The 21,421-nt window shown below is 38.9% G+C and carries 23 protein-coding genes; 8 read left to right on the top strand and 15 right to left on the bottom strand.

Annotated features, from left to right (window positions below; translation table 11 throughout):
- Positions 1-28: 28 nt before the first annotated feature.
- The 7 genes from cfbD to MSTHT_RS12970 all read right to left on the bottom strand — a co-directional run bounded on the left by cfbD (position 29) and on the right by MSTHT_RS12970 (position 6,712).
- Positions 29-1,141, bottom strand: coding sequence for a Ni-sirohydrochlorin a,c-diamide reductive cyclase catalytic subunit (gene cfbD / locus MSTHT_RS13000; RefSeq protein ID WP_048168147.1), 1,113 nt, complete (start codon positions 1,139-1,141; stop codon positions 29-31).
- A gap of 213 nt (positions 1,142-1,354) precedes the next feature.
- Positions 1,355-2,809: a coenzyme F430 synthase gene (gene cfbE / locus MSTHT_RS12995; protein ID WP_048168146.1), complete on the bottom strand. Its 1,455-nt coding sequence runs from the start codon at positions 2,807-2,809 to the stop codon at positions 1,355-1,357.
- A gap of 26 nt (positions 2,810-2,835) precedes the next feature.
- The gene (gene cfbA, locus MSTHT_RS12990) at positions 2,836-3,249 is read right to left on the bottom strand and encodes a sirohydrochlorin nickelochelatase (RefSeq protein WP_259274606.1); all 414 of its coding nucleotides are present in this window, start codon (positions 3,247-3,249) and stop codon (positions 2,836-2,838) included.
- A gap of 216 nt (positions 3,250-3,465) precedes the next feature.
- The gene (locus MSTHT_RS14160; protein WP_259274607.1) at positions 3,466-3,852 is read right to left on the bottom strand and encodes a DUF2267 domain-containing protein; all 387 of its coding nucleotides are present in this window, start codon (positions 3,850-3,852) and stop codon (positions 3,466-3,468) included.
- 279 nt (positions 3,853-4,131) lie between these two features.
- Positions 4,132-4,611, bottom strand: a complete 480-nt coding sequence (locus tag MSTHT_RS12980; protein ID WP_048168143.1) for a DUF2892 domain-containing protein — start codon at positions 4,609-4,611, stop codon at positions 4,132-4,134.
- A gap of 235 nt (positions 4,612-4,846) precedes the next feature.
- On the bottom strand, positions 4,847-5,728 hold the full coding sequence (locus MSTHT_RS12975; protein WP_231588101.1) for a transglutaminase-like domain-containing protein: 882 nt from the start codon (positions 5,726-5,728) through the stop codon (positions 4,847-4,849).
- Positions 5,729-6,481: 753 nt separating this feature from the next.
- Positions 6,482-6,712, bottom strand: a complete 231-nt coding sequence (locus tag MSTHT_RS12970; RefSeq protein ID WP_048168142.1) for a ChaB family protein — start codon at positions 6,710-6,712, stop codon at positions 6,482-6,484.
- Positions 6,713-7,104: 392 nt separating this feature from the next.
- Here MSTHT_RS12970 and MSTHT_RS12965 point away from each other — a divergent pair, with 392 nt between their 5' ends.
- Positions 7,105-7,614 carry a DUF1772 domain-containing protein gene (locus MSTHT_RS12965; RefSeq protein ID WP_048168141.1) on the top strand — a complete coding sequence of 170 codons (510 nt, stop codon included), beginning with the start codon at positions 7,105-7,107 and terminating at the stop codon, positions 7,612-7,614.
- Between the two features lie 255 nt (positions 7,615-7,869).
- Here the strand turns inward: MSTHT_RS12965 and MSTHT_RS12960 are convergent, their stop codons facing one another.
- Positions 7,870-8,157 carry a hypothetical protein gene (locus MSTHT_RS12960; protein WP_048168140.1) on the bottom strand — a complete coding sequence of 96 codons (288 nt, stop codon included), beginning with the start codon at positions 8,155-8,157 and terminating at the stop codon, positions 7,870-7,872.
- Between the two features lie 277 nt (positions 8,158-8,434).
- Between MSTHT_RS12960 and MSTHT_RS12955 the strand changes: the two genes are divergently transcribed.
- Together MSTHT_RS12955 and MSTHT_RS14645 are read left to right on the top strand one after the other, a co-directional pair.
- A complete protein-coding gene (locus MSTHT_RS12955; RefSeq protein ID WP_048168139.1) occupies positions 8,435-8,743 on the top strand; it encodes a hypothetical protein in 309 nt (102 codons plus the stop codon).
- A gap of 300 nt (positions 8,744-9,043) precedes the next feature.
- A complete protein-coding gene (locus MSTHT_RS14645; RefSeq protein WP_156149761.1) occupies positions 9,044-9,217 on the top strand; it encodes a hypothetical protein in 174 nt (57 codons plus the stop codon).
- Positions 9,218-9,490: 273 nt separating this feature from the next.
- On the opposite strand, the gene MSTHT_RS12950 is transcribed toward MSTHT_RS14645, so the two are convergent.
- The 3 genes from MSTHT_RS12950 to MSTHT_RS12940 all read right to left on the bottom strand — a co-directional run bounded on the left by MSTHT_RS12950 (position 9,491) and on the right by MSTHT_RS12940 (position 12,099).
- A complete protein-coding gene (locus tag MSTHT_RS12950) occupies positions 9,491-9,829 on the bottom strand; it encodes a hypothetical protein (RefSeq protein WP_048168138.1) in 339 nt (112 codons plus the stop codon).
- A 436-nt stretch (positions 9,830-10,265) separates the two neighbouring features.
- Positions 10,266-10,568: a hypothetical protein gene (locus MSTHT_RS12945; protein ID WP_048168137.1), complete on the bottom strand. Its 303-nt coding sequence runs from the start codon at positions 10,566-10,568 to the stop codon at positions 10,266-10,268.
- A 1,174-nt stretch (positions 10,569-11,742) separates the two neighbouring features.
- Positions 11,743-12,099: a hypothetical protein gene (locus MSTHT_RS12940; protein ID WP_231588100.1), complete on the bottom strand. Its 357-nt coding sequence runs from the start codon at positions 12,097-12,099 to the stop codon at positions 11,743-11,745.
- Positions 12,100-12,754: 655 nt separating this feature from the next.
- Between MSTHT_RS12940 and MSTHT_RS12935 the strand changes: the two genes are divergently transcribed.
- Positions 12,755-13,153 (top strand): cupin domain-containing protein, encoded by a 399-nt coding sequence (locus MSTHT_RS12935; RefSeq protein WP_048168135.1) that lies wholly within the window; start codon positions 12,755-12,757, stop codon positions 13,151-13,153.
- A gap of 450 nt (positions 13,154-13,603) precedes the next feature.
- Complete coding sequence (locus MSTHT_RS12930; RefSeq protein WP_048168134.1) at positions 13,604-14,278, top strand: hypothetical protein; 675 nt, start codon at positions 13,604-13,606, stop codon at positions 14,276-14,278.
- Positions 14,279-14,586: 308 nt separating this feature from the next.
- On the opposite strand, the gene MSTHT_RS14850 is transcribed toward MSTHT_RS12930, so the two are convergent.
- Both MSTHT_RS14850 and MSTHT_RS12925 read right to left on the bottom strand, forming a co-directional pair.
- Positions 14,587-14,823 carry a hypothetical protein gene (locus tag MSTHT_RS14850; protein WP_187148757.1) on the bottom strand — a complete coding sequence of 79 codons (237 nt, stop codon included), beginning with the start codon at positions 14,821-14,823 and terminating at the stop codon, positions 14,587-14,589.
- A gap of 231 nt (positions 14,824-15,054) precedes the next feature.
- Positions 15,055-15,771, bottom strand: coding sequence for a DNA alkylation repair protein (locus MSTHT_RS12925; RefSeq protein WP_048168133.1), 717 nt, complete (start codon positions 15,769-15,771; stop codon positions 15,055-15,057).
- Positions 15,772-15,918: 147 nt separating this feature from the next.
- On the opposite strand from MSTHT_RS12925, the gene MSTHT_RS12920 reads away from it, so the two are divergent.
- Entirely contained in the window at positions 15,919-16,413 is a 495-nt protein-coding gene (locus MSTHT_RS12920) for a GNAT family N-acetyltransferase (RefSeq protein WP_048168132.1), read from the top strand.
- A gap of 74 nt (positions 16,414-16,487) precedes the next feature.
- Here the strand turns inward: MSTHT_RS12920 and MSTHT_RS12915 are convergent, their stop codons facing one another.
- Both MSTHT_RS12915 and MSTHT_RS12910 read right to left on the bottom strand, forming a co-directional pair.
- Positions 16,488-16,844 (bottom strand): hypothetical protein, encoded by a 357-nt coding sequence (locus tag MSTHT_RS12915; protein ID WP_048168131.1) that lies wholly within the window; start codon positions 16,842-16,844, stop codon positions 16,488-16,490.
- Between the two features lie 238 nt (positions 16,845-17,082).
- Positions 17,083-17,910 carry an ABC transporter ATP-binding protein gene (locus MSTHT_RS12910; protein WP_148704381.1) on the bottom strand — a complete coding sequence of 276 codons (828 nt, stop codon included), beginning with the start codon at positions 17,908-17,910 and terminating at the stop codon, positions 17,083-17,085.
- Positions 17,911-18,323: 413 nt separating this feature from the next.
- Between MSTHT_RS12910 and MSTHT_RS12905 the strand changes: the two genes are divergently transcribed.
- Both MSTHT_RS12905 and MSTHT_RS12900 read left to right on the top strand, forming a co-directional pair.
- Entirely contained in the window at positions 18,324-20,135 is a 1,812-nt protein-coding gene (locus MSTHT_RS12905; protein WP_148704382.1) for a glycosyltransferase family 4 protein, read from the top strand.
- Positions 20,136-20,221: 86 nt separating this feature from the next.
- The gene (locus tag MSTHT_RS12900; RefSeq protein ID WP_048168129.1) at positions 20,222-21,226 is read left to right on the top strand and encodes a galactose-1-phosphate uridylyltransferase; all 1,005 of its coding nucleotides are present in this window, start codon (positions 20,222-20,224) and stop codon (positions 21,224-21,226) included.
- The last annotated feature ends 195 nt before the right edge of the window (positions 21,227-21,421 follow it).

Raw genomic sequence — 21,421 nt, 5'->3', positions numbered from 1 at the left:
CTCCTGATGTTATTCTGGTTTTTCTTGCTCAGGCTTCCTTTGCAACTTCCCTTAAGGTAGCTCCAAACTCTGATTCCACGATTCCACTGACTCCGAGTGTTTTCGGGTGAAGATCGATTTCAACCAGTACATATTCGTGCCCCATTTCTTTTAAGGGCAAAACCTGTCTCGGTCCGTTAGTGACTGAAATTAGCTCCATACCTCTTATGTGCTCCATAGGGATTGCGTGCGGAACGCCCGTAATTATCGCAAAATCGAAATCGCTGTATTTTTCCTTTATCAATTCGCTGACCTTTTCCCCTGCAATCGGATACTCGTCCATACCGCCAATAATCTCATGCACCTCAACATTATGTGCGTTGAAATCTCTCAATATATATTCAGCATGCTGCCTTACCCTTGGAAGCCCGAGTTTCGGGTCGATATTTGCCATATTGATAATGTTTTCTTTTTTCCCAAGAAGTGCTGCAACCTCATTGACCGCAAGGGTGATGTCCGCAAACATGTAGCCGGTCTCTTTTTTAGCATTCATGATGACCAGGCCCTTCTTACCTTCTTTAAGCAGTTCAATTACACGCTTTGCAACCTTATATTTGACATCCCCGCGAGAGGGGGCAAGGTATTCCCTGCTTGCAGCCCCAAACCTCCTTTCCACTTCTGTAGCTTTTGTAAGGAGGTATTCCTGGCGCTCGAATTCTTTACGGTCGATGATCCCGACATCGAGTGCGGATTCCAGGGCAAAGAGTACTCCTTTTGTGTTATTGTGGTAGCCTGCATGCACCTCAACTTCGATTACAGGGACATCCGGATTAGCCTCAAGCACAGCTTCATGCATTTCTTCCCCGATAATCATACTGGCGCAGGTGCCTACAACCCCTATAATTTTGGGATTAAAAAGTTCCACAGATTTGTTTATTAATTCTACAAGTCGGTCGTGACCTCCGAAAACAAAGCCATTCTCATCAAGAGCAGTGGTAACTACATGTATGCCGTCTTCTTCGAGCAACCTTGCATGTTTAAATGAGCAGCCAGGAGGTCCATGCAGAATAGCGACATCAACATTTAAGTCTCTGAGAGTGTAAAGAGCCGCAACTATGGAACTGGGGCGGGGATGGATGATTGAAATCTCTTTTCCAGTCATGATAAGTCCTCTTATTCAACTAATCGAGATGATTATCGGGATGATAATGTGTTTCCTTCAGAATTCCTGTATCCCGGAGAACTTGGCTGTACCGTAAGATAGTGCAGGAAACACGGGCAGTGGAATTTAACAGGTAATGGAAACGGATACAGATTGGAAGAGCCTGTATAAAATTGTATCATAATAATTCTGGAAACAACTCCGGAAAGAAGTTTAGCGAAAGCATTTTACTGAAGAGAGTATTATATCTACCCCTCCTGCAAATTTTGAGGCTTTTAAGAGTCCCTCATGAAGATTCCCTGCGTAAGATATGTTTTTCCCACTTATAGTCCTCATCCGTTCCCCTACCAGGATAACCTGGCTGCATTTTGTACCGAATTTTTCTACAAAACGCTGCACGGATTCGGGGGGCAGTCCTTCACAAACCTGAGAGGCTTCTTCTCCCAGCACAAGGATTATATTTCCCTTCCTTTCGTCCTTTTTTTTTAGGAGAGCATATTCAAGGGCTTTTTCGGCTGAGAGGATATCCATGCCTGAATTGGAATTGTCTATAAGGCAGATGCCATTCATCACCTTTTCCTGCATCCTGCCCGAGAGTCCTTCGAACTTCTCAATTACCGAAGAAATAGCCTCATGTCCAATTCCAAGTTCGAGGGCAGCTGCTGATGCTGCAACAAAGGCAGTCCTGTAAGCCAGGAAATTATACCCTGGACGCGGGGAAACTGAAAAAATTTCTTTTCCCCTGTGCATAAAGCGAATGAAAGAGCCTGATAATTCGGAAGATGTTGAGGACTTTGAGATTGATGATGCAGATCCGCATTTGGATTCCAGCACGAAGTCGGCTATCTGATCCGGGATTTGAGGAGACTCAATAATGAAGGGATCTTTAAAGGTTAAAACCTTTGCCTGACTTTTTTTTGCAGCTTCGAGTGCTTTTTCAGCTCCAGAATTAATTAGAAGAACACCTTCAGGTTTTGCATGTCTTACGAGCTGGAGTTTCGCCTCGCTTGCGAGGGCGGTATTGTTTGCAATCCCATAGTCCGGCAAAAGGGTTGTAAGGATCCCAAAATCAGCGGTGCCTGTACCTCCTATCGAGATTTCGAAGATAAAAAAATCCGGCATTAAACCTGATTCAAAAACTTTATCAACTGCAACAAGAATGCTTCCGGGAGTTATGCTGAGACCTTTATGGATAAGAGAAGAAGATCCCGCTTTCCAGTATTCGAGCCCCCGTGAGGTATGCAGCGCTACTTCAAACCTCCTAGAAAGCATATCAGCAAGAAGAGATGCAGTGCTTGTTTTTGCTTTTACGCCTGTAACCTCAACAGTTTTTATGCCTGAGAGTCTTGAATCACTTTTGAGGATTTCTCCGACGATCTGGTGATGCGAAAGGACAGTTTTTCCCTGTGATCTGGCTTCTACTAGCATGGGATAGGCAGGATCCAGATGTACGGGCGCGACCAGAAGATCGAATTTGGCAGAAGGAAAAGGAATTTTTGAGCAGCGGATCCCGTATTTTTCTTCAAGCTCAAGCAAAGCACCAGGTTCAACTGTCCCATAAACATCTATACCGGTTACTTCGTTTCCAGCAGCTGCGAGGCTTTTAGCAATTGGAATGCCGCCATGAGTCAGGTCGAGCACGGCGAGCTTCCTCTGATGCAGGCCCATGATAAGATCGGACCCCGTATAAGAATTTAAAGGGCTTCCTGAGCCCTTTTGAACACAAGGTCAGCGATAAGTTCATCAGCTCCGAGGGGCTTTGCGTAGCACACTGGAACTGTTTTTCCGTCGATTTCCAGGGTACCGCAGCCATTTTCATCCAGGCTCAGGATTTTAGGGATATCCTTTGTTATATGAACTCCCGAAGCCAGGAAAACCGGTACTGCTGCAATTTTTGTGACCCCGGTACCTGAAAAGCCTTCAATTGCTTCCTCAAGTGTTGGTTCATCATTCTCCATAAAGCCGGCTCGTACAACGACATCGGAATGCTTCTTTGCAATGTAATCTGCGATCTGAGTAACTACTTCCTTGTTGTAAGGCAGCTTGCTCCCGTGACCTATGGCCAAAATTCCAATTTTCTCTGTCATTTTTAAAACCTCATTTTTTATGCGGGCTTAACACAATTATTTGGATTTGTAACATTGAGAGATTAACATAGTTAGGATTTATATGATATAATTCTTTTGAGAAAGGAACAGCGGGAGAAAGTTTCGAAGGAAATGGAGAAAAGAAATCTCCGCAAGAAAGAGAAAGATGAGAAACCCAGATGGACAGCAGGATTAAAAAAGGTTCCCAAAAAAGATTTCTATGTAAGAGCACGTTTTTTATCCCTTTGGGGCGACCTCCTCAGGGAACCATTCCTGGATTTCTTTCGGCATATTGGATCTGACATCCCAAAGCTCCCCTTCGCCCATATGGTTGTACATTACCCGCAGGACAGCCCGAATAACTTCAGCCGGATTTACATTCTCATCGAACCCAAACTGTGCGTGCACCCTTCTTGCAAATTCCTCTTTTTTGAATTTCTCAGGCTTATCCCTGAGAGTCCAGCCGTCATAATATATCCCTTTAACTATAAGGGGCAACTGTGCTGCGAGATCGACCGCTTCCTCTGGTGGGAGCCTATCCCTGAGTGCGTGAAGCGTGCCCCTGAGTGCCTGGTATCCACTTTCCTTGCTTTGCCACCTCAGCTGGCTCAGAATGTCCCTTATCCATACATTGGTCAGATCAATACTTTTATCAAGATTACCTATTCCTGTTTCTGACGTTCTAACTCCCCCTTAAGTTTGAAAAAATAAATATCGTTCGGCAGAATGAAATTATGGTCTGTATTTATTTAATAATATCTAAAAATAAAATTCGAAGAGGAAAGATTCGGAATACTACAGGATATCGAGATCAGGAGGCTGAGAGAAGAACTCAGGCTTAACAAAAAAAGCAGGGCAAAATCCCAAAAGAGATATATAAGAAAATTAAGATTATTGAGGATATTAAACACTTCTACTCTCAGTTACAGCCTTTTTTGCACGATTTATGCTGATTTCCTGATCTGAAACTTCGTCAAAATCCCCACGCAAAGCTTTAAGCGCGTATTTTTCCACCTCGATTTCCCGTCTTGTACGTATGCCAAGCCGTCGGAACACGGACACTGGAGGGCACCAGCCCTGTACTGCATGTTGAAGCAGGAAAATGGAGACTGTTAGTGGCAGAATAAGCCAGAACCTGCTTTTTTTAAAACCCATTGAGGATCCGATTGCAGTAAATATAGCTGCATTAGCCTCAAGATATCGCTCGATATCCCATTCAAGATCCAGCTCTTTTATTCTTTTGGTTATCTCATAATTGGTTTTGCTCGCATAGAATCGAACTGATGCAGCTATTTCAGTATCGATTGCCTGGTTAATTTCAGGAGACGTATTAGCCCGCACCCTGTCTCCCCGAATGAGTTCGCTATAGTCATTTATTGTCATAAAACGCCCCTTTACGCCTTTTTAAAAAATTTAGTCCAGCCGAGACTTCCTTTTACCAAAAGAGGGTAGAAGTATGCCCATATAAAGTTAATCATAGAAATTTAATTTGAAAACTTTATTTTAGAAAGGGAAAAAGGGTTAAACTTATTTTTCTCTTATTTTTTTCTTTTTTGGGATTTTATGTGAAAAAATATGCTTTTTCGTAAGAAAGGAGGATTTCAGCTCACAGGTTAATTCAGAACTCGATTAGTCCATTAGGATAATAAATTACCTGTGAGCCTTCAAAATATTTGCCTCCTGGATGCATGTACCCGTTTGAACCACTCCAATCGAAGTTCAGCCAGTACTGGAGCTCCCCCCCTTCAAGTTCTCTGATTGAATACCAGATACTCTCGGCATAAGAATATCTGCCCTTTACATACCCTAGAATCTCATATGCAGTTTCTGTATCGTTCCCTATGTAAAGCTCAGGATAGGCATGTCCATAGCTCCCATTTATTGAAGTAACAACCCTTGTATTGAATCCCATATTCCTTAAAAGGGCAGATATGACTATGGAGTAGTCATCGCAGTCTCCCACATAGCCCTCATTTATAGTTTGAGCAGCCCCAAAGAAGAACTCGGCATTCCCGTCATACCGATACTTCCAGTGCCGGTTCACATAATCAAAAATATCACATGCATCTTTAATATTGTATCCCGATGTCTTCCCGGTAATATTGAAGACCTCAGATGCAATTCTTTCATCTTCTGAACCTATGCCTCTCTGAAAATTTAGAGATAGCCGCCTGTACTCCCTGGGATAAACGATATCTGATTTCTCTTCGGGATAAGTCGGAACATTCGGGATATCAGAAGATACAGAACCTTCGGAATTTAAAGCACTCTTATTCCTATCTACGCTATTTCGTTCTCCTGAACCTTCCTCATCAGTCAAAAAGGTGTTCATCCTGTCAGGGATTAAGTCCTTTATATCCGTTACCGGAGTTTCAGGAACCGAATCTGAAACAGAATTTTCCCCATTATCCGCAGAATCTATACAGCCCGCTGTAAATCCATACAGGAGAAGCAAGAAAAGAGACAGGCTTAATGGATTTAAAGACTTTATCTTTGTCACACTACCCCTCCAAAAACATGGTATAAGTTTAAAAACTTAACGTGAATAGATAAAGTCTGAACATCTAGATAAACTTTTAAAGACTAACCGATAAAGTACATTTCTCAAGCTATACCCTGTAATTACAACCCTTTCAAGCATAAAAATCTTAAAATTACCGGAGAACTAGCAGAGAGACAATAGTCCTGGAACGAGAAGTAAAAAAGCTTATATTCCCCGTTGCTTTTTCAAAAACAACCCGCACTTACAGTAATCTATTCCTTCGCAGTATTTACCTCCCTTTTGGAAATGCGAACACGATGTGCGGTATTTACATCCATGCCGTATTATAAAGGATAATATACCCACTCTTGTTACCTTCCCACATTTAGTAATACTTTCCCGATATGTGTAAAATGTTCTGACTTCCCACATATAGGTATACTTTCTCTATATATATAAAATGTTCTGTTGTACTTTGCCGTCTTTATTGTTACAAGAGGCTCTGTTGTACTTTGCTATCTTTTATGGTTTCACCTGTACTGTCTTAACACCCTGGTTTTATCTTAAACACTCCGCAAAAACCCTCTTTTATTACAGATGAATAAAAGATTAAAAGATTGACAAAATAGAATTTAAAGTAGAGTTGAGAGTAGAGACAAAAGAGAACCTAAAACAGAGTTTAAAATAGAGTCCGAAGAAGAATTAAACTCAGATCGCAGATTACATGGAAAGAATACAGAAGGAGACAGCAGGACTTCACAAATCACAATTTCAGTCCTTTTTTACCCATTTTCCCCTTGAATCTTTTTTGTATACTCGCTTGACTGCACTCCAAGCAACCTTATGTGCGGTCTCCTCTCTTGAAGCTCCTCCCCGTCGATCGGAAGGTTCTTTATACTCTTCCCAGGCGCTATTGAAAGCTTCCCTGTAGATATCCTGTCCGTGTTCCGGCAGGTTTTCCTTAACTGTTTCCGGCAGTTCGGAATTGCTTTTATATGGCATTTACTTCCCCCATTTAAGTATAGAAGATTATTTTTAAAAGAATTTTGCGTAAAAATAGAGAAAATATTTCGTTCTAATTATCAGTATCCAATAGTGTTTATTAGCTAAATTAAAGTGATTTCATAGGGAATATGTACATCTTAATCCAATCCCTGCCTTTCACTCAAAGAAGCAGAAAGCTAAAAAAGATAGTATTTATAGGGTATTAGTTATAAAACAATATTTATAATTATATCTGCAAAATTTTGAATATCAATATCGAGAAATGGTGAGGAGCTGATGGGGGAATTTGGCCAGTAGCTATAGTTTTATTTTGGTCATCTTATTGTCAGTCCTGTCGTCTCTCTACAAATGACTTAAAGAAATTATATCAAACTTTGGAGGACTGATCTGTGAATAAGCACCAGGCAGGAGAAGTTCTATTATGGCTTTTTGTCATCTGGGTTGGTATTCAGTTCGGAGCTGGCCTTTATGAGAAACAAATTGTCGTTCCCCAGTGGAGTAATGTGCCTCCAGAAGAAGTTGGCGACGCACTTTCTCGCTCGGGCCAGGAAAGCTCAGCGCTTAAATTCTGGGCATTCGTATCCCCTCCCGTTGCTTTGCTTGCACTTGCAAATGCAGTTGTAGCCTGGCGTACCACGGGAAGGAGACGCAAATGGTGGCTAGCAGCCTCAATTATAATGGTGATCTACAGAATTTTTACTTACACTTATTTTGTCCCTAAAATGATCTGGTTGTGGCAAGCCGAAACATTGCCTGCTTCTGAGGTTGAGTCCACAGTTTTCTGGTGGGTGCGTCTAAACTACGTGCGTATGATAATTGGAGCATGTGGGTGGCTAGCAGCTCTTAAAGCTTTGTCACTCTCAAATTGCGGCGAGAACAAATTTGAGACAGCCACGTAACCCCAAACCCGAAAGATAAAAGATCGGTATTCAGTTCATTGACAGACTTAATATATTTATTTAGCTCAGTGTTCCCGGATACTTATTAATCTTTTAAATTTAAATAAGATACAGAAATTTGTTAAGAAAAAATAGTATTATTAAAATAAAAATTAAAAGTTTTATTCATACGTTACTACTATTAGTTCACAAAGATAACTAAGATAATACATTTTTCTCAAATAGTAATATTATTTAACACTAATGAACTATTTTTTAACCTGATTTACCGGAAGATTTGTTTAAACCGAGGGTTTCAGAATAGTTCTTGGTGCTGTTATTCCCCCCATTATTTCCGGAATTTTCCTCGATTATTTTGAAATACGGCAGTCCTTTAATCGCCAGATGAGCCATTGCAACCTCGATATCCTGAGTAGGCTCCTTAATTTTTTCCGGACCCGCTATGGCATTGAGCAATTCCGCAAGCGCGGGACTGTTTGAACTCCATGTACCGTCGTTCCGTGTTTCGGCTGTAAAAATTTGCCACTCTATCTTAACTGACATAAAATTCCCCCTCTCAAATGTGAAATTATCCATATGGACGCTCACTTAAAAAAATAAAAGCTCATTAATAATCATGTTTAATTATTTTTATAAGCTTTTTCCTATAATGTTATATTAATCTTATAACATATATACCTCGACTTTCCAAATAAAAACACAAATTTTTGGAAAAGAAGGAATGGACGAAAAAAGGCTCATTGAGGGACAATTTATAAATTTAAGATTTTAATCCTCATTTCAACAGGCTTAATACTCAGTCCCCTGATTTTCAGGATTTGTGGTCTATAATGAATATCCCTCCCCAATAATTGTACCTGTACTGATTGCAAAAGTCGAGAAAAAGCCAAGGCTACGTCCTAACCTTTCAGTCGTTTCAACTGCTGCCATTCTATCCCGCCATTATAAAACATTCAAATCGGTAAATCCTTCCTTTTTTAGGTCTTCAGACAAATCTTACTTTGACTGTATAGAACGCACAACTCAATCCCATATGCCGGGAAAACAGTGGAAAACTTTAGTCCCTATCGCAATGGATCGCCTTTTGAATGGAAACGACTTTGAGAAGTGGTTTTCTCCTGCAGTGTGACTTTATGTTTTTTTAGTTGGACGACTTCAATATTTTTAAGCTGAACTTTATTTTTAATTATTTAAATAGATAAGGCAGCCCACTCTTGATTAAATCATTTTAATCACGTTGTTTGATTAAATCATTTTAATCACGTTGTAGTGGGTTTGTTTTCAAATAATACATATATCTATTTGTCAGAGATCACAATAGTGACAGAATAATAAGTAAGTGAATATCTAAAAAGTGAGAACGAATTGATTTATACATATGCAATATCATTGATTTAAGGGGTTAATACAAAGTTACCGGACGGATACGATGCAAAGTAATGATCTCATTAAGGAGCAGATATTACAGTTAAAAATAGAAATTGCACAGTTAGAGGCGGAAGTAAACAAATTAGAAGTTATGATAAATGAAAAAAAATACGCATTGAACAGGTTATCTGAATTATTGGAAATACGAGGAATAGCTTTAAACGATAATGGATGAGACATTTAATCGACAAAAAAGACTATTTCTGCCAGTAAATGTGTATTTTACCTGCAAATTAGATTGAAGCTTAGCTGATGAACATATAGTCTCTGACTGTATATTCTACCAACACAGGCGTATGTACGGAAAACAAGATAGTATTTCAGTTGCTGCAGTAATCCCCGATCCTACGATAAAGAAATAAAAATTACTTTCTATAAAAGAGAATCAACAAATAATGAAAATGAAGAGAGGATAATGAAAAATTGGAGATTCTAAGCTTTAATTCAATTATACGAAATTCTTTATAAATTCCCCAAATAGCTTTTTAGATTTCTCGAAACCTTTATCTATCCCTTTCAAATGGTCTCCGGTATAACGGGGTTTTTCGACAACTATCGTGTCTAAAAGAAGGTTAAATTTATCCTGTAAGTTTTTTATCTTTGCATCCCGCTCTTCAGTTGAATTGGAATAAATAAATTTCTCCGCATTTTCCTCAAATGTATCTTTGGCTATTTCGAGTCCATGATTTATTCCTTCTTTATAATCTGAATAAGGTTGTCTATCCTTATTCCTCTCAATTAGCTCACTAAATGCTCTAACCGCATCTTTAACTTTTTGCTTCTCCAATCAACCCCTCCAAATCTTAAAAACAGAAAGTATCCACGCCAGTAGAAAGAAATTTTAATTCCCGACTAAATTAATCTCGCTTCCAGAAATTAAGGATATATTATTTATATCTTATCTCGAAATTCGGTCAATTTAATCTATCGAGAATTGTAATCTCATTTTAATATTAAGCATTATTGCATCTTCACCTGTATTATTCGATATGCCTGAGAGAATAATGAGGGGAATAAAATTAAAAATTAAAAAAGGGGGAAGATGACAGAAGCAAAAATAAAACATAATATGGAATACAATCGGGAGAGAGTAAAGATAAAAGCTAGGAGGGTAAAGGTAAAATTAAAACTAGAGAAATAAGAACTAAGAAATAAAACTGAAAAAAAGCAAAATAAGAGAATAAGTAAAAAGGTGAAATAATTCAGAAAGTATATACCTCGAGTTACATCTTCCATTTTTTCATTTGTTCTTCACGCCATTTCTCCATAGCTTTCCAGATGGGCAGAGGATCGATACCGTGAACTTTGATATATTCATCTCGCAGATACTCATTCATGTTTCCATCTACAAAGCGTAGAGTAGCCTGATCGGGCATCAGCCTTGCCCCTGTTGGTATTGCTGCAGGATTTAAGCAGACATCTGAGCAGAAGCGCCAATCTTCCCCGCCACCTGTTGGTTCTATCCTGAACGGCTTTCCACAATTTGGACAGACTCCAAATATTGCTTTCTGTTCTTTCTCTTCCATAATTTACCCCCATATAACTGAAAAAATTCTAATTTATCTATGTATACTTTTATCTATATACGTAAGAGATTATATGTTCCATTTTATATATCTGTTTTGTTCAGCTTTCAATCTTTTTTTTAATTGTTTTCAAACCGAATACTTAGGTAGTGTATTAAATTTTCCTGCCAGAATAATCGAATTTTTATTCTTAATGAATTTTATCTGTGAATATATGTCTAACTATAATCTAACGCTCTTTGAACTGAGTAATAAAATCTTAAAGGAATATAGAAAATATATAAGATATAGTTAAAGGAAAAAATTAGAGAAGATGCAAAAATGTAAAAGGATAAAAACTAAAAATTATAAAAAATTAAATTCGGTTTTATCCAGCTAAAGAATCTACCTGCTCCTTCTTATTCTTTGTTATACTCTTACTCTTTGTTATATTTTGAACATCTCCATAAAAAAAACTTACAGCTAAAAAACAAAATTGTGAAACATATAGCCAAAAAAAACAATGCACATACTGAGATCTGCATTTCGGTCGTTGACGTTTTACTTGCTCCTTTTTACCTCATATAGTATTATCGAGAACATGATAATATAACATCCTTTTTAACATTTTCGATAGGTTCAATTATAGAGTACAATAAACCGATTTTATGTCTCTATGACTTGCAGGGTGGATTCGAAAGAAAATTATTTCAGCTCAGGTTCTGGTTCTTCTGGTGATTATTCACTGCTCTCGGATCATTCTCATCTCTGGCGGAACTGCTTTTTTCGTGGGTTCCATTTTTCAGAAAACCTTAGCTTTAGCTTTTTCCCTTTCAGCTAGAAGCACGACAAGATGAGTTTGCCACCTCTTATATCTGCAAGTTTGCTTATATATTTCATCTCTTCCTTTTTTAAGGTAAGAGAACAGGAGTGAAAGAGAAAAACAATGAACATAATTGCCTTTTATTGGTTTGATTAAAAAATAGAGGTCTTAGGCCAATAGAAAAAATAGAGCGAGTAGACTCAGTAAGAAAGAGTAAAAGTTTTTAGCTCCCTAAAGTAGGGTTTTAAGTTTAATAAAATTATGACTATAAAAGTAGGGTTTTAAGTTTGATAAAATTGGAACTATAAAAGTAGAGCTCTTAAGCTAAGTAAAAAAGAATAAAGCCTTTGAGCTCAAAAAATTCTAAATTTTTTATGTATTCTCCAGGGGGAATGATTCCTTTATGAATTCCTTAAAGATCTTTTTCGATTTTTCGAATCCGGTTTGTACTCCAACTAGCCGCTCCTCCGAGCAATTCGGCGTTTTTGGCAGGGTAATGGCGTCTAAGAGCGCGTTAAAATCGTTTTCCAATAACCTTATCCTTTCAATCCTATCCTCATCGGAGCAGGATAAGGAGAGTTTTTCCAGATTCTCCTCGAAAGCATATTTGGCGATATCCAGACCTTTATTAACTCCTTCCTTAAAATCTGAATATGCCTGATAGTCTTTATTCATATCAATACAGGTATTGAATTTTCGAACCAGATTTTTCATTTTTTGTGAATCCAATGTCCTCGCTTCCTTTTTAATTAACCTTTATTTTTGAGATTTGTTTTTAAACTGAAGATGCCGAGTCTCCAGAGTATCAAATATGTATAAGCATTAAGCTAGAGATATGATATAAGTTTTAATAAAAAATTTGGATCGGGCTATATTCATATTTCCCATGTAAAAAAAGCAAGGCATTAAAATAACTTAATATAAATAATAATAGCACTTACAAGTATATTAAACTTACTGTGAAAAAATTAAGGCAATTAAATCTCCAGACAGCATTTTCATTTTTGTTGATATTAAAATTGAATTTATAGTACGAAATGTAAAACCCATGATTCTTTAACTCAGGGACATAAGCATTAACCTCATCACATTTCTGGGAACGTATCGAAGTAAATCATAATCGCAGACACGCTAATGGCATACTTTAGTTCCAATTTTTAACTCAATTGGTCTAAATACTTTTATAATTGTGTAAGATCTTATTTTGTACCAAAATATGGTATAGATATTTCTCTTCTTTAATTAGTCCAAATGCTTTTATAATTGTATAATATATTTATTTTTTTGTCAAAGTGTTGTATAGATGTTTTACTTTTTTAATATTTGTTCCAGTTAATCACATTGCCAAGTAATTATATATACTAGCAATCATGTATTAAAACGTATGAAAGGGTTTAGTATTAATATAGAGGAGGCCACTCTGGAAAATAACAATTTCCGTAAGGTGCTCTACACCTCAAAGTACAGCCAGTTAGTATTAATGAGCCTAAAGCCCAGGGAAGAAATCGGAATGGAAGTGCATGAGGAAAACGACCAGTTTTTCCGTTTTGAATCTGGGCAGGGAAAGTGTATAATCGACGGCAACGAATACGAGCTCAAGGACGGAGTTGCAGTGGTTGTGCCAGCCGGAGCGCAGCATAATGTTATCAACACTTCGGACACAGAGGATCTAAAACTTTATACAATCTATTCGCCGGCACACCACAAGGATGGAATCGTGCGTGCCACGAAAGAAGAAGCCGAAGCAAATGAAGCTGAATTCGACGGGGTCACTACAGAATAAAGTCTGATAAACCAGAGCAGGGACTGATTTCAAGTTGAAAAACGGTTACAATTTATAACAGTAAACCGATTAAACAGTGAAGTGCAAGTAAAAACGATCTGTTTCTATTTTTTAAAGTGTACCCGTTTCACGGGGCTTTCACTCAAGCCTTTTTTGAAAAGGCTTGTAATCCAAACTTTTTTCTAAAAAGTTTTCGATAAAACCTTTTCTTAAAAAGTTCTCGCTCAAAATTTTTTTAAAAGGCTTGCGGTCAAACTCTTTTTTGAAAAAGCCTGTAAAAAATCTTACATTTTTTATGAATATTTTTTGGTTAAGTCTGAAAATATATAGAGCTGCATAAATATGATCTTAAATAGCTTGAGTTAATTAATAAAATTTTTTCAATATATCCTACGTTTTTGGAAAAATATTTATATTGTTACTTCGTTGTACTTTAGAGGGATATTAGGAATGAGACTATTAAAAATATTTTCTATTTTTATTATTTTATTTTTGACCGCTTCGGCAGCTTCAGCTGCATATTGTTCCGGAGAAGGGAAATGTCATAGACATTTCCCGAATCATTATAGATATGAACCCTGTGAAAGTTGCAGGGAAACTGCTACGGCTGATGAGGCTGAAGATGCTGCAGTACCGCCTGATGAAGTCCAACCCGTGGTTCCAACTGATGCGGCAGGTACTACAACAGTGAAGCTCTGCTCGAATAATGTTTGTACGGTAGGAGGAAATGGCGAGGTCATTACATTGACAAACTACAATAACGCGGTAGATCCTACGTACGATCAGCTTATAGAGTTTTTAAAAGCTGATAAGACCGATGAGAGGCCTTATACTTCTACCTATGTATGCAGCGATTTCGCCAAAACTCTCCATGATAATGCGGAGAAGAATGGCATTAGAGCCGGATGGATCGGCTCGAGGAGTTGCAATCACGCATTCAATGTTTTCCAGACCACAGATAAGGGAACAGTTTATATAGATTGTACTGGCGTGCCTGGCGGTGCAACTCTCCAGGATAAGCAACTCAATGTTGAGGTCGGACAGCCGCTTACTGGGAAATATCTATTCAGGAGTGGCACGGTTCAGATGGGCTGTACTTTGGCTAATTTATTGATATATTGGTGATAATATCATCACATCACTTTTTAAAAAAAATAGGTAATAAAATTAATTTTATTTTTATTACTTTTATTTGCCTTGTTCACGTTGATATATTGACATTTTCTAACTTTAACATAATTTTGTCTCAATTCTTGTTTTAATGAATCTTGCTAGCTACAAAGACTCGAAAACTGCGAGAAAACTGTTGTATGCTCCCTTTCGCCAGATCTTCTGTATTTTCCATGATCTTAACCTGATTACTAATATTAACCAGTGAACACTTTCTTGACCAGATAAAACTCTCAATAACCTGTTCTCTTACCTTTCTCTTTTCATTCACATTTTATCTCATTTAATGGAAAATAAGAATGCTGAACATCCTGCCTTGCAGAAAGGGGTTTTAAAAAACCAGACACAGGAGATGGTGTTATCAAAAGTTTTCTAAATGTTAATTCAGTATCATAGCTGGGTAAATAGAACAAAATACTTGTGAAAAGATCTTTGTAATTGTAACCTAGGGAAAAATATGTAATTGAGACAAAGTCCCTGCAGAAGTCAGTTGCAGGCAATAGATACAGGAATTAAAAGGGAACATCCGGGAGTAAGGAACGAAGATATTGTATGGGGGTACTGTGTCGGGGAAGTTCCTTACTCCCAACTATTCTCACTTCTCATATCCCTTCTAATTCTCTCTTCTAATTCTAGTTTTTTAATATCTTTACAATATTTTCTCATTGTTCCTTTCCTTTTTCCGCTTTCCTGCGCCCTCTTTTTCCGCTTTCCTGCACCTGGTTCAGGATTTACCAGTTTTTTTCCATGGCTCTGGATCTCAGATCTGGTGGCATTTTCTCGATCGCGTAACGCAGAGCGGTTCTGGGCATTTCTTTTTTATTTCTCATAACGTAGTCGAAGACTTCCTGCTGGTGGGCTTTACTGGCTTCTTTGAGCAACCAGCCATAACCTTTCTGCACCAGATCGTCCCGGTCTTTGAGCAGAAGATCGGATATTTCAAAAACCTCATTCAGGAAATTGCCTTTTCGGGCAGGCAGGATCAGGGTTACTGCCGCCGCCCGCCGAACCCACCTGTTATCCGACAGAGCCCAGGCTTTGAGGTTTGCTACATAAGCTGGAAATTTCTCAATAAAAGAGCCTACTGCGTGGTTGCACAGGGTGTCGCATTTTGCCCAGTTGTTGATGTAGTTTTCAATCCAGCGCTCAAAAGTGAAGAAATCGTCCTCAGTGTAAGCTTCTCTTACCCAGTAAGCCCATTCAGCTGCGATAAAGGCTTCCTCGTTGTAATCCGACCGAAAAAGTTCTTCACACATGGCAAAGATTGTTTTCTTGTCTTCGAACTCGATTTCGCTAAAATAATCTTTCGCGATTCTTCCAACAAGCGCAGATCTTACTCCGTAGCAATGAACTTTTTCTTTAAAAAAGCGAAAACTACTGGCTTTTGTTCTCTCATCCGCATTAAGTGCCAGATCCTCTCTTATCCTGGCTATAATATTGGGTTCCACAGTTCTTATTTAAATAGAGGTATACTTATACTTTATTTATACTACCTCTATTTTATTTTTAGTGAATCTTCCAGAAGAATAAAAATTAAGATAAAATAAAAACCGAGCCTGAAAATGTTTTTCATAAAGGAGATTCAATCTCTGTTTATGCCCGAAGTAAAAATTCGCCCTCAGGAACTCTTTGATGCCGAACGTTTCTTTGAGATAATCTCACATACAAATCTTGAGTTCATGGAGTTTCCTATAAAAACACTTGAAGAAGAGAGAGACTTTCTACAGCTTAATGAAGCTAAAAGAAGGGCTAACTTTGAGCACAATTACTCTATTCTCTATTACGGAAAACTTGTAGGAGCCTGTGGAATCAGGATCGACCAGCATAGACCCTGGATAGGAGAAATTGGGTATTTCATTGATAGAGACTATCAGGGAAGGGGTATTGCTACTGAGGCTGTAAAACAGCTCGAGAAGATCGGATTTGAGAAACTGGATTTACAGAGAATTGTCATCCTCATAGACACCCGAAATCGTGCAAGTGAGCGCGTAGCCCAGAAATGTGGGTACCAGAAAGAATGCGTTATGAGAAAAATCCATAGGGTAGGGGAAGACTATTACGACTGTTTCCTGTATGCTAAAACCAGATAAGGAAGGCAGGAAAGATTCACTCAGATATGGGTGTAAAAAAGAGAAAAAATAAGCAGTTGTATTGACCTTAGAAATCATACAAGCCCGAGCGCCTGTATAAGACTGTTCCCATAACAGACAACCATAAGATTATTTACAGTTACAAAAATGCCTACAAATTCAATAATATGCTTTGTAAGAGCCCATCTTCCTGCTGACGTTTTTATCATAGGCGCTACATAGAAAAGCAAGAAAATAAAGCCTATTTTAATGAGTAATAGGTGATAAATTCCGTAGTTTTCCAGGATCATAGCAGGAACAGGATTATATTCTATACCCCGAGGCAGGGCATAAACAGTAGAGGCCCAATCTCCGATCACATAAAAAAGAATGATAAAACGTATCTCATAAAGGTAGGAACTGAACGAACCGCGAGTATTGCAGACTTCCAACAAACAACCCCCAGAATCCCCCACTTCTCAATAGAAGCAAACTATTTTTAAGGTTATATAAACGCAAGAAACAAACACAAGTAACTAAAGTAGAGATTAACAATTTTTAGGGAGGTTTTTAAAAAGATTTAACAAGACTGGGCATGAAAAAGTTCTGAGAAGTAAAAAATAGAGATTTGAAAAATATATAAAATATATTTTACAGTTATCTGCATTTGTTATATATCAACGACTCTTGTCAGACCACAGCCGTATAGTAACCATTTATCTTCAGGACTTCAACAGGGAGGGAAAAAAGTTCTGAGAGATTCTCATCTGTCAGAATTTCTTCTTTTTTTCCGTCCCTGAAGATTTTTCCGTCTTTTATGAGCACCACCCGATTAATTTCAGGAATAATATCCTCAAGGTTGTGAGTGACTAGAATTACACTTTTTCCCAAACCGGCTATCTTTCGAATACATTCGCGGAAACTATGGAGAGCTTTAAGATCAAGACTATTTGCAGGCTCGTCTAAAATAAGGGCTTGCGGGTCGTGCACAAGGGCTCTGCCTATAAGTGCTCTCCTGGCTTCTCCTGATGAAAGTTCAGACATCATCCTGTCTGCAAGGTGGGAAATCTCAAGGAACTTAAGCACCTCCCATGCCCGGGATTTCATCTCAGGGGTAACTTCATGGTTGTAGTAAATGCCTATGCTGCTGAAAAATCCTGAGAGTACAACGTCCAGCACACTGACTTCGCGGCAGTAGGTCTGCTGCAGGTCACCGGAGACAATTCCCAGTAACTTCCTTAGCTCAAAGACATTCCAGGTTCCTTTACCCATGATATTCAGAACTAATCCATCAGCTGATGCAAGGGGATAATATTCCTTTGTAAAGGTCTTGATGAGGGAAGATTTGCCGGAGCCGTTAGGTCCTATAATTGCAACATGCTCTCCTTGCTCAATAGAAAGGGACAGAGAATCAAGGATTTTTTTCCCACTTTTAACAACAGTCACATTTTTCATCTCCAGCAGGAAAGGAGAATTGGTCTTCCCTTGGAGGTCTATATTTTGAGCCATTATTATCATCTATTCTGGAGCTAATCAAGCAAATTGTTTTAGAATTTAAACCTTTTTATTGTAGTAAGCTAGTAAGCTAATATCACTGGTATAAGGATATTTATAATCACTCCTGAAAGGTACATTGCACTGAACTTCACATTGGCTCCCCATTCGGATGGAATCCTACTTTTCAGGAACTTTGCAGAAATGTGCTCAAGAAAATTGAAGACGATTTCAGGGTTCTGGGCTGCAGGATCCTCAACAGGCTAGATAGCTGCATTCTTCCTTTTTTAACCACCTGCAGCAGGTCACAGGCTATAATCTCAGCCGTTCATAGATCTCACATTACAGGTTTATTTTTTGATTGATAAATATTAATATTTACAGGGGAATTAAAATATAAATACGGAACAGAATTGCAAAAGCCTGGGGGTCAGGATTTGGAGAAGCACTTTATCATAATTGCCGGGGAAGAAGCCGGCCCAAAATCAAATAAGATGGGTGGAATCTGGAATGTTATAAATGGGGAAGCACAAACTCTGGCAACTCTTTTAAGTTCCGATAAACTGGATACAAAGGATGACAAAGAAATACTTATTGCGGGACCTTATTACGGGCACAGGGGTGCAGATTGGAATCGGGGACTAAATCGGATTACAAATATGAAGGAACTTGACCCTCTCAATCCTCACGAAGAACTCCAGAAAACCCTTGAAGCTCTTGAGAACTCAGGCATCAAAGTGTTTACAGGAAGCAAATTGGTAGGAGATACGAAGATAGGCTATTTGCAATTCCAAACCTCAGACTTTGGGAAAATGCGCTCAATGTATATGGGAAATGAAATGACACTTGAAAGCAAGGTTAAAGCTGAAGCCTACAATTACTTCGGGCTCAATTCCCTGAGATATGAGAGCATGCCAAACGGGCCTGAATATACTCATTATCTTTGTCTTTCCTATGCGATTTCCGAGTTTGTCAGGCTTCTTATAAGTACAACTTCAGAAAATTACAAAGTCTCCAACACAGTTTCAGCTCAGGGTTTTATTCCCTGCCCTGGGGTGTCCCTGCACTGCCATGAATTCGGAGTGTTCTATGCGCTAGCCAGGCTGAAAAGGCTCGGAGTCCCGGTAAATACGGTTGCAACCCTGCATGCGACCCTGCCCGGAAGGACTGCTGGGTATAAATCCATACAGAAAAGAAGGAATAATGACAGCACATGGCCTTCAGGCGTGCCTGAAAACCTGTCTGCCCTTGAAGCTCTTGCACCATACGCCGATACAGTTACTGCAGTTGGGGAGTCAACCAGGCAGGAACTCAGGCTTTTTTACGGAATTAACAGTATTGTGATACGAAACGGGATAACCATAGAAACCGATAAGATAGACTGGGATAGAAAAGAAAGCTCCCTTGAACGCATCAGGAAGTTTCTTTCCGAAAACCTGTACAAATATCACGGAGGGGAAAGGATAAACCCTGAAAAGATAATCCCGATTTTCACGATCTCCCGTCTGGAAGTAGAAAATAAGGGTTACCCTGATCTTCTTGACTCTCTTGTCGCTCTTGAGCATATAATAAAGAACAGCATTCTCGAAGGGCATATGGAGGAAGGAATAAAGGTAATCTGTTTACTTGTTACAGCAGAAGGACAAAAGACAAACCTTCCTTTAGGATTTCCTGTGAACCTGCCAAAAGAGATACTTGTAGGAAACGAGCTGAGGATTCAGCAGATGATCGAGGAAAGAGGACTGGATTTTTCGAAAATGGTCATGGGAAAGCGCTCGGTTGCAGCGCTTCTCTATCCCCAGATCCTTTCTAGCTCGGACGGAGGGCTGGGTATGGAAGTAGGGGAGTTTATGGCAGGCTGTTGCGCAGGCATTTTTCCCTCTCGCTACGATCCCTTCCTGCTCACAGGGCTTGAGGCTGGAAAAGAAGGAACCCCATGCGTGGTCAGCCGGGTTTGCGGCTTCAGTGACGCCATAAAGACAATAGAATCCCTTAAAGAAGTTCTTGGGGGAGTAATAGTTGTAGACAACATCGATCTTCCCTATTACGAAGCAGTTCTTGACTATGCCCTGGCAGTCAGCTACTTTATTAAGAATTTCATAGATGATAGGGTAAAGTATAAACTTCTCTGCAGAGAAGCTTTTCTTCTTGCAAAAGATATGGACTGGAGAGCTCCTACTGAACAGTATTATGAACTTATAAGCGGCGCTCGCTTCTGCAAGCAGGAAAATGCTGCTGACAGGAGATAAAAGAGAATTAATGTATCGGGGAGGATGAAAAGGAAGAAAAGATAATAAAAAGGGAAAAGAAAAAAATATAATGAGGTTTTTCTGAAATGTCAGAGATCAGAAAGCACTACTTTCTTTCCGAGTACTGTATAATTGCCGAAGAAAGGGCTAAAAGACCCTCGGATTTTGCACATTCAGATGAAGATACCGGAAAAGATAGCCCTGAAAATTGCTTTTTCTGCGGGGGAGCTGAGGAAAATACTCCTCTTGCTACTGCAGTATATAAAGATGGAAAAATTTACTCCGATACCCCTGAGAAAAGGGTACGCAACTGGGACTTCCGCTGCTTTCCGAATCTTTATCCTGCTCTTTCGCCTGCTCCGTATTTGCAGACATATCGGAAAGATAGCCTTCAGAAGGAACCTGGATATGGTTTTCATGAAGTCATTGTAGAATCACCTTTGCATGGGAGTAAGCTTGAGGACTTTTCTGACTCTGAGATCTCAGAACTCATGCGGGTGTATAGAGACCGTACATGCAGCTATATTACCCGCGAAAAAATACGTTATGTTTCCCTGTTCAAAAACTTCGGGAAAGAAGCCGGGGCTTCGATTAATCACCTCCACAGCCAGCTCCTTGCTCTGCCGTTTTGCCCCCCTCCTCTAACAAGGGAGCTTGAGGTTATCAGGAAGAAAGAGAGATGCCCTTATTGCACAATGTTCGAGATGGAGAAAGCTTCTTCACGTACTATACTTGAGAACAGCGAATGGATAGCCTTTACTCCTTATTCCTCAATAGGACCATTTGAAGTGTGGATTCTTCCCGGGAAGCATGTCAGTTATCTTGGAGATTGTAACAATAAAATGCTTTTTGCTCTAGGGGAAATTCTGAGAGATATTATTAAAAGTTATGGAAGAATCCTTGGAGACCCACCTTTCAATTATATGTTCTACCAGCTTTCCGAATCCCCTGAATATCACATGAACCTTCGTTTGCTCCCGAGACTTTCCATTAATGCGGGGTTTGAACTGAATACTGGAACATATATCAATACAATTTCTCCAGAGAGAGCAGCCTCTTATTTAAGAGAAGACATACGCCTTGGAGGATAAATATAAAGTAAATTTAAAAAAAAGAAGCATGAAAGTACTTTCATCACTCCTATCAAACAAATAAGAAAAAAATTGGCAGATACGTTTATCTATCATTAATAAGGAATAAACTTAAGAAAGTAGAGAAACCGTACTCTCAATGCGAAAAATTATCTTTGGGTTATGGAAATCAGAGTCATGCCCCTTTTTACCTTT

The organism is Methanosarcina thermophila TM-1, assembly GCF_000969885.1.
GTDB classification, from domain to species: Archaea; Halobacteriota; Methanosarcinia; order Methanosarcinales; family Methanosarcinaceae; genus Methanosarcina; species Methanosarcina thermophila.
Note: the sequence above shows the minus strand (reverse complement) of the source record. Positions and strands in the feature narration are given on the sequence as shown.

What these genes read in the sequence shown, in the direction of transcription:
- cfbD (WP_048168147.1), bottom strand. Translation starts at nt 1,141, where the DNA reads ATGACTGGAAAAGAGATTTCAATCATCCATCCCCGCCCCAGTTCCATA.
- cfbE (WP_048168146.1), bottom strand. Translation starts at nt 2,809, where the DNA reads ATGGGCCTGCATCAGAGGAAGCTCGCCGTGCTCGACCTGACTCATGGC.
- MSTHT_RS12980 (WP_048168143.1), bottom strand. Translation starts at nt 4,611, where the DNA reads ATGACAATAAATGACTATAGCGAACTCATTCGGGGAGACAGGGTGCGG.
- MSTHT_RS12970 (WP_048168142.1), bottom strand. Translation starts at nt 6,712, where the DNA reads ATGCCATATAAAAGCAATTCCGAACTGCCGGAAACAGTTAAGGAAAAC.
- MSTHT_RS12960 (WP_048168140.1), bottom strand. Translation starts at nt 8,157, where the DNA reads ATGTCAGTTAAGATAGAGTGGCAAATTTTTACAGCCGAAACACGGAAC.
- MSTHT_RS14645 (WP_156149761.1), top strand. Translation starts at nt 9,044, where the DNA reads ATGCAAAGTAATGATCTCATTAAGGAGCAGATATTACAGTTAAAAATA.
- MSTHT_RS12945 (WP_048168137.1), bottom strand. Translation starts at nt 10,568, where the DNA reads ATGGAAGAGAAAGAACAGAAAGCAATATTTGGAGTCTGTCCAAATTGT.
- MSTHT_RS12935 (WP_048168135.1), top strand. Translation starts at nt 12,755, where the DNA reads ATGAAAGGGTTTAGTATTAATATAGAGGAGGCCACTCTGGAAAATAAC.
- MSTHT_RS12930 (WP_048168134.1), top strand. Translation starts at nt 13,604, where the DNA reads ATGAGACTATTAAAAATATTTTCTATTTTTATTATTTTATTTTTGACC.
- MSTHT_RS12920 (WP_048168132.1), top strand. Translation starts at nt 15,919, where the DNA reads ATGCCCGAAGTAAAAATTCGCCCTCAGGAACTCTTTGATGCCGAACGT.
- MSTHT_RS12910 (WP_148704381.1), bottom strand. Translation starts at nt 17,910, where the DNA reads ATGATAATAATGGCTCAAAATATAGACCTCCAAGGGAAGACCAATTCT.
- MSTHT_RS12900 (WP_048168129.1), top strand. Translation starts at nt 20,222, where the DNA reads ATGTCAGAGATCAGAAAGCACTACTTTCTTTCCGAGTACTGTATAATT.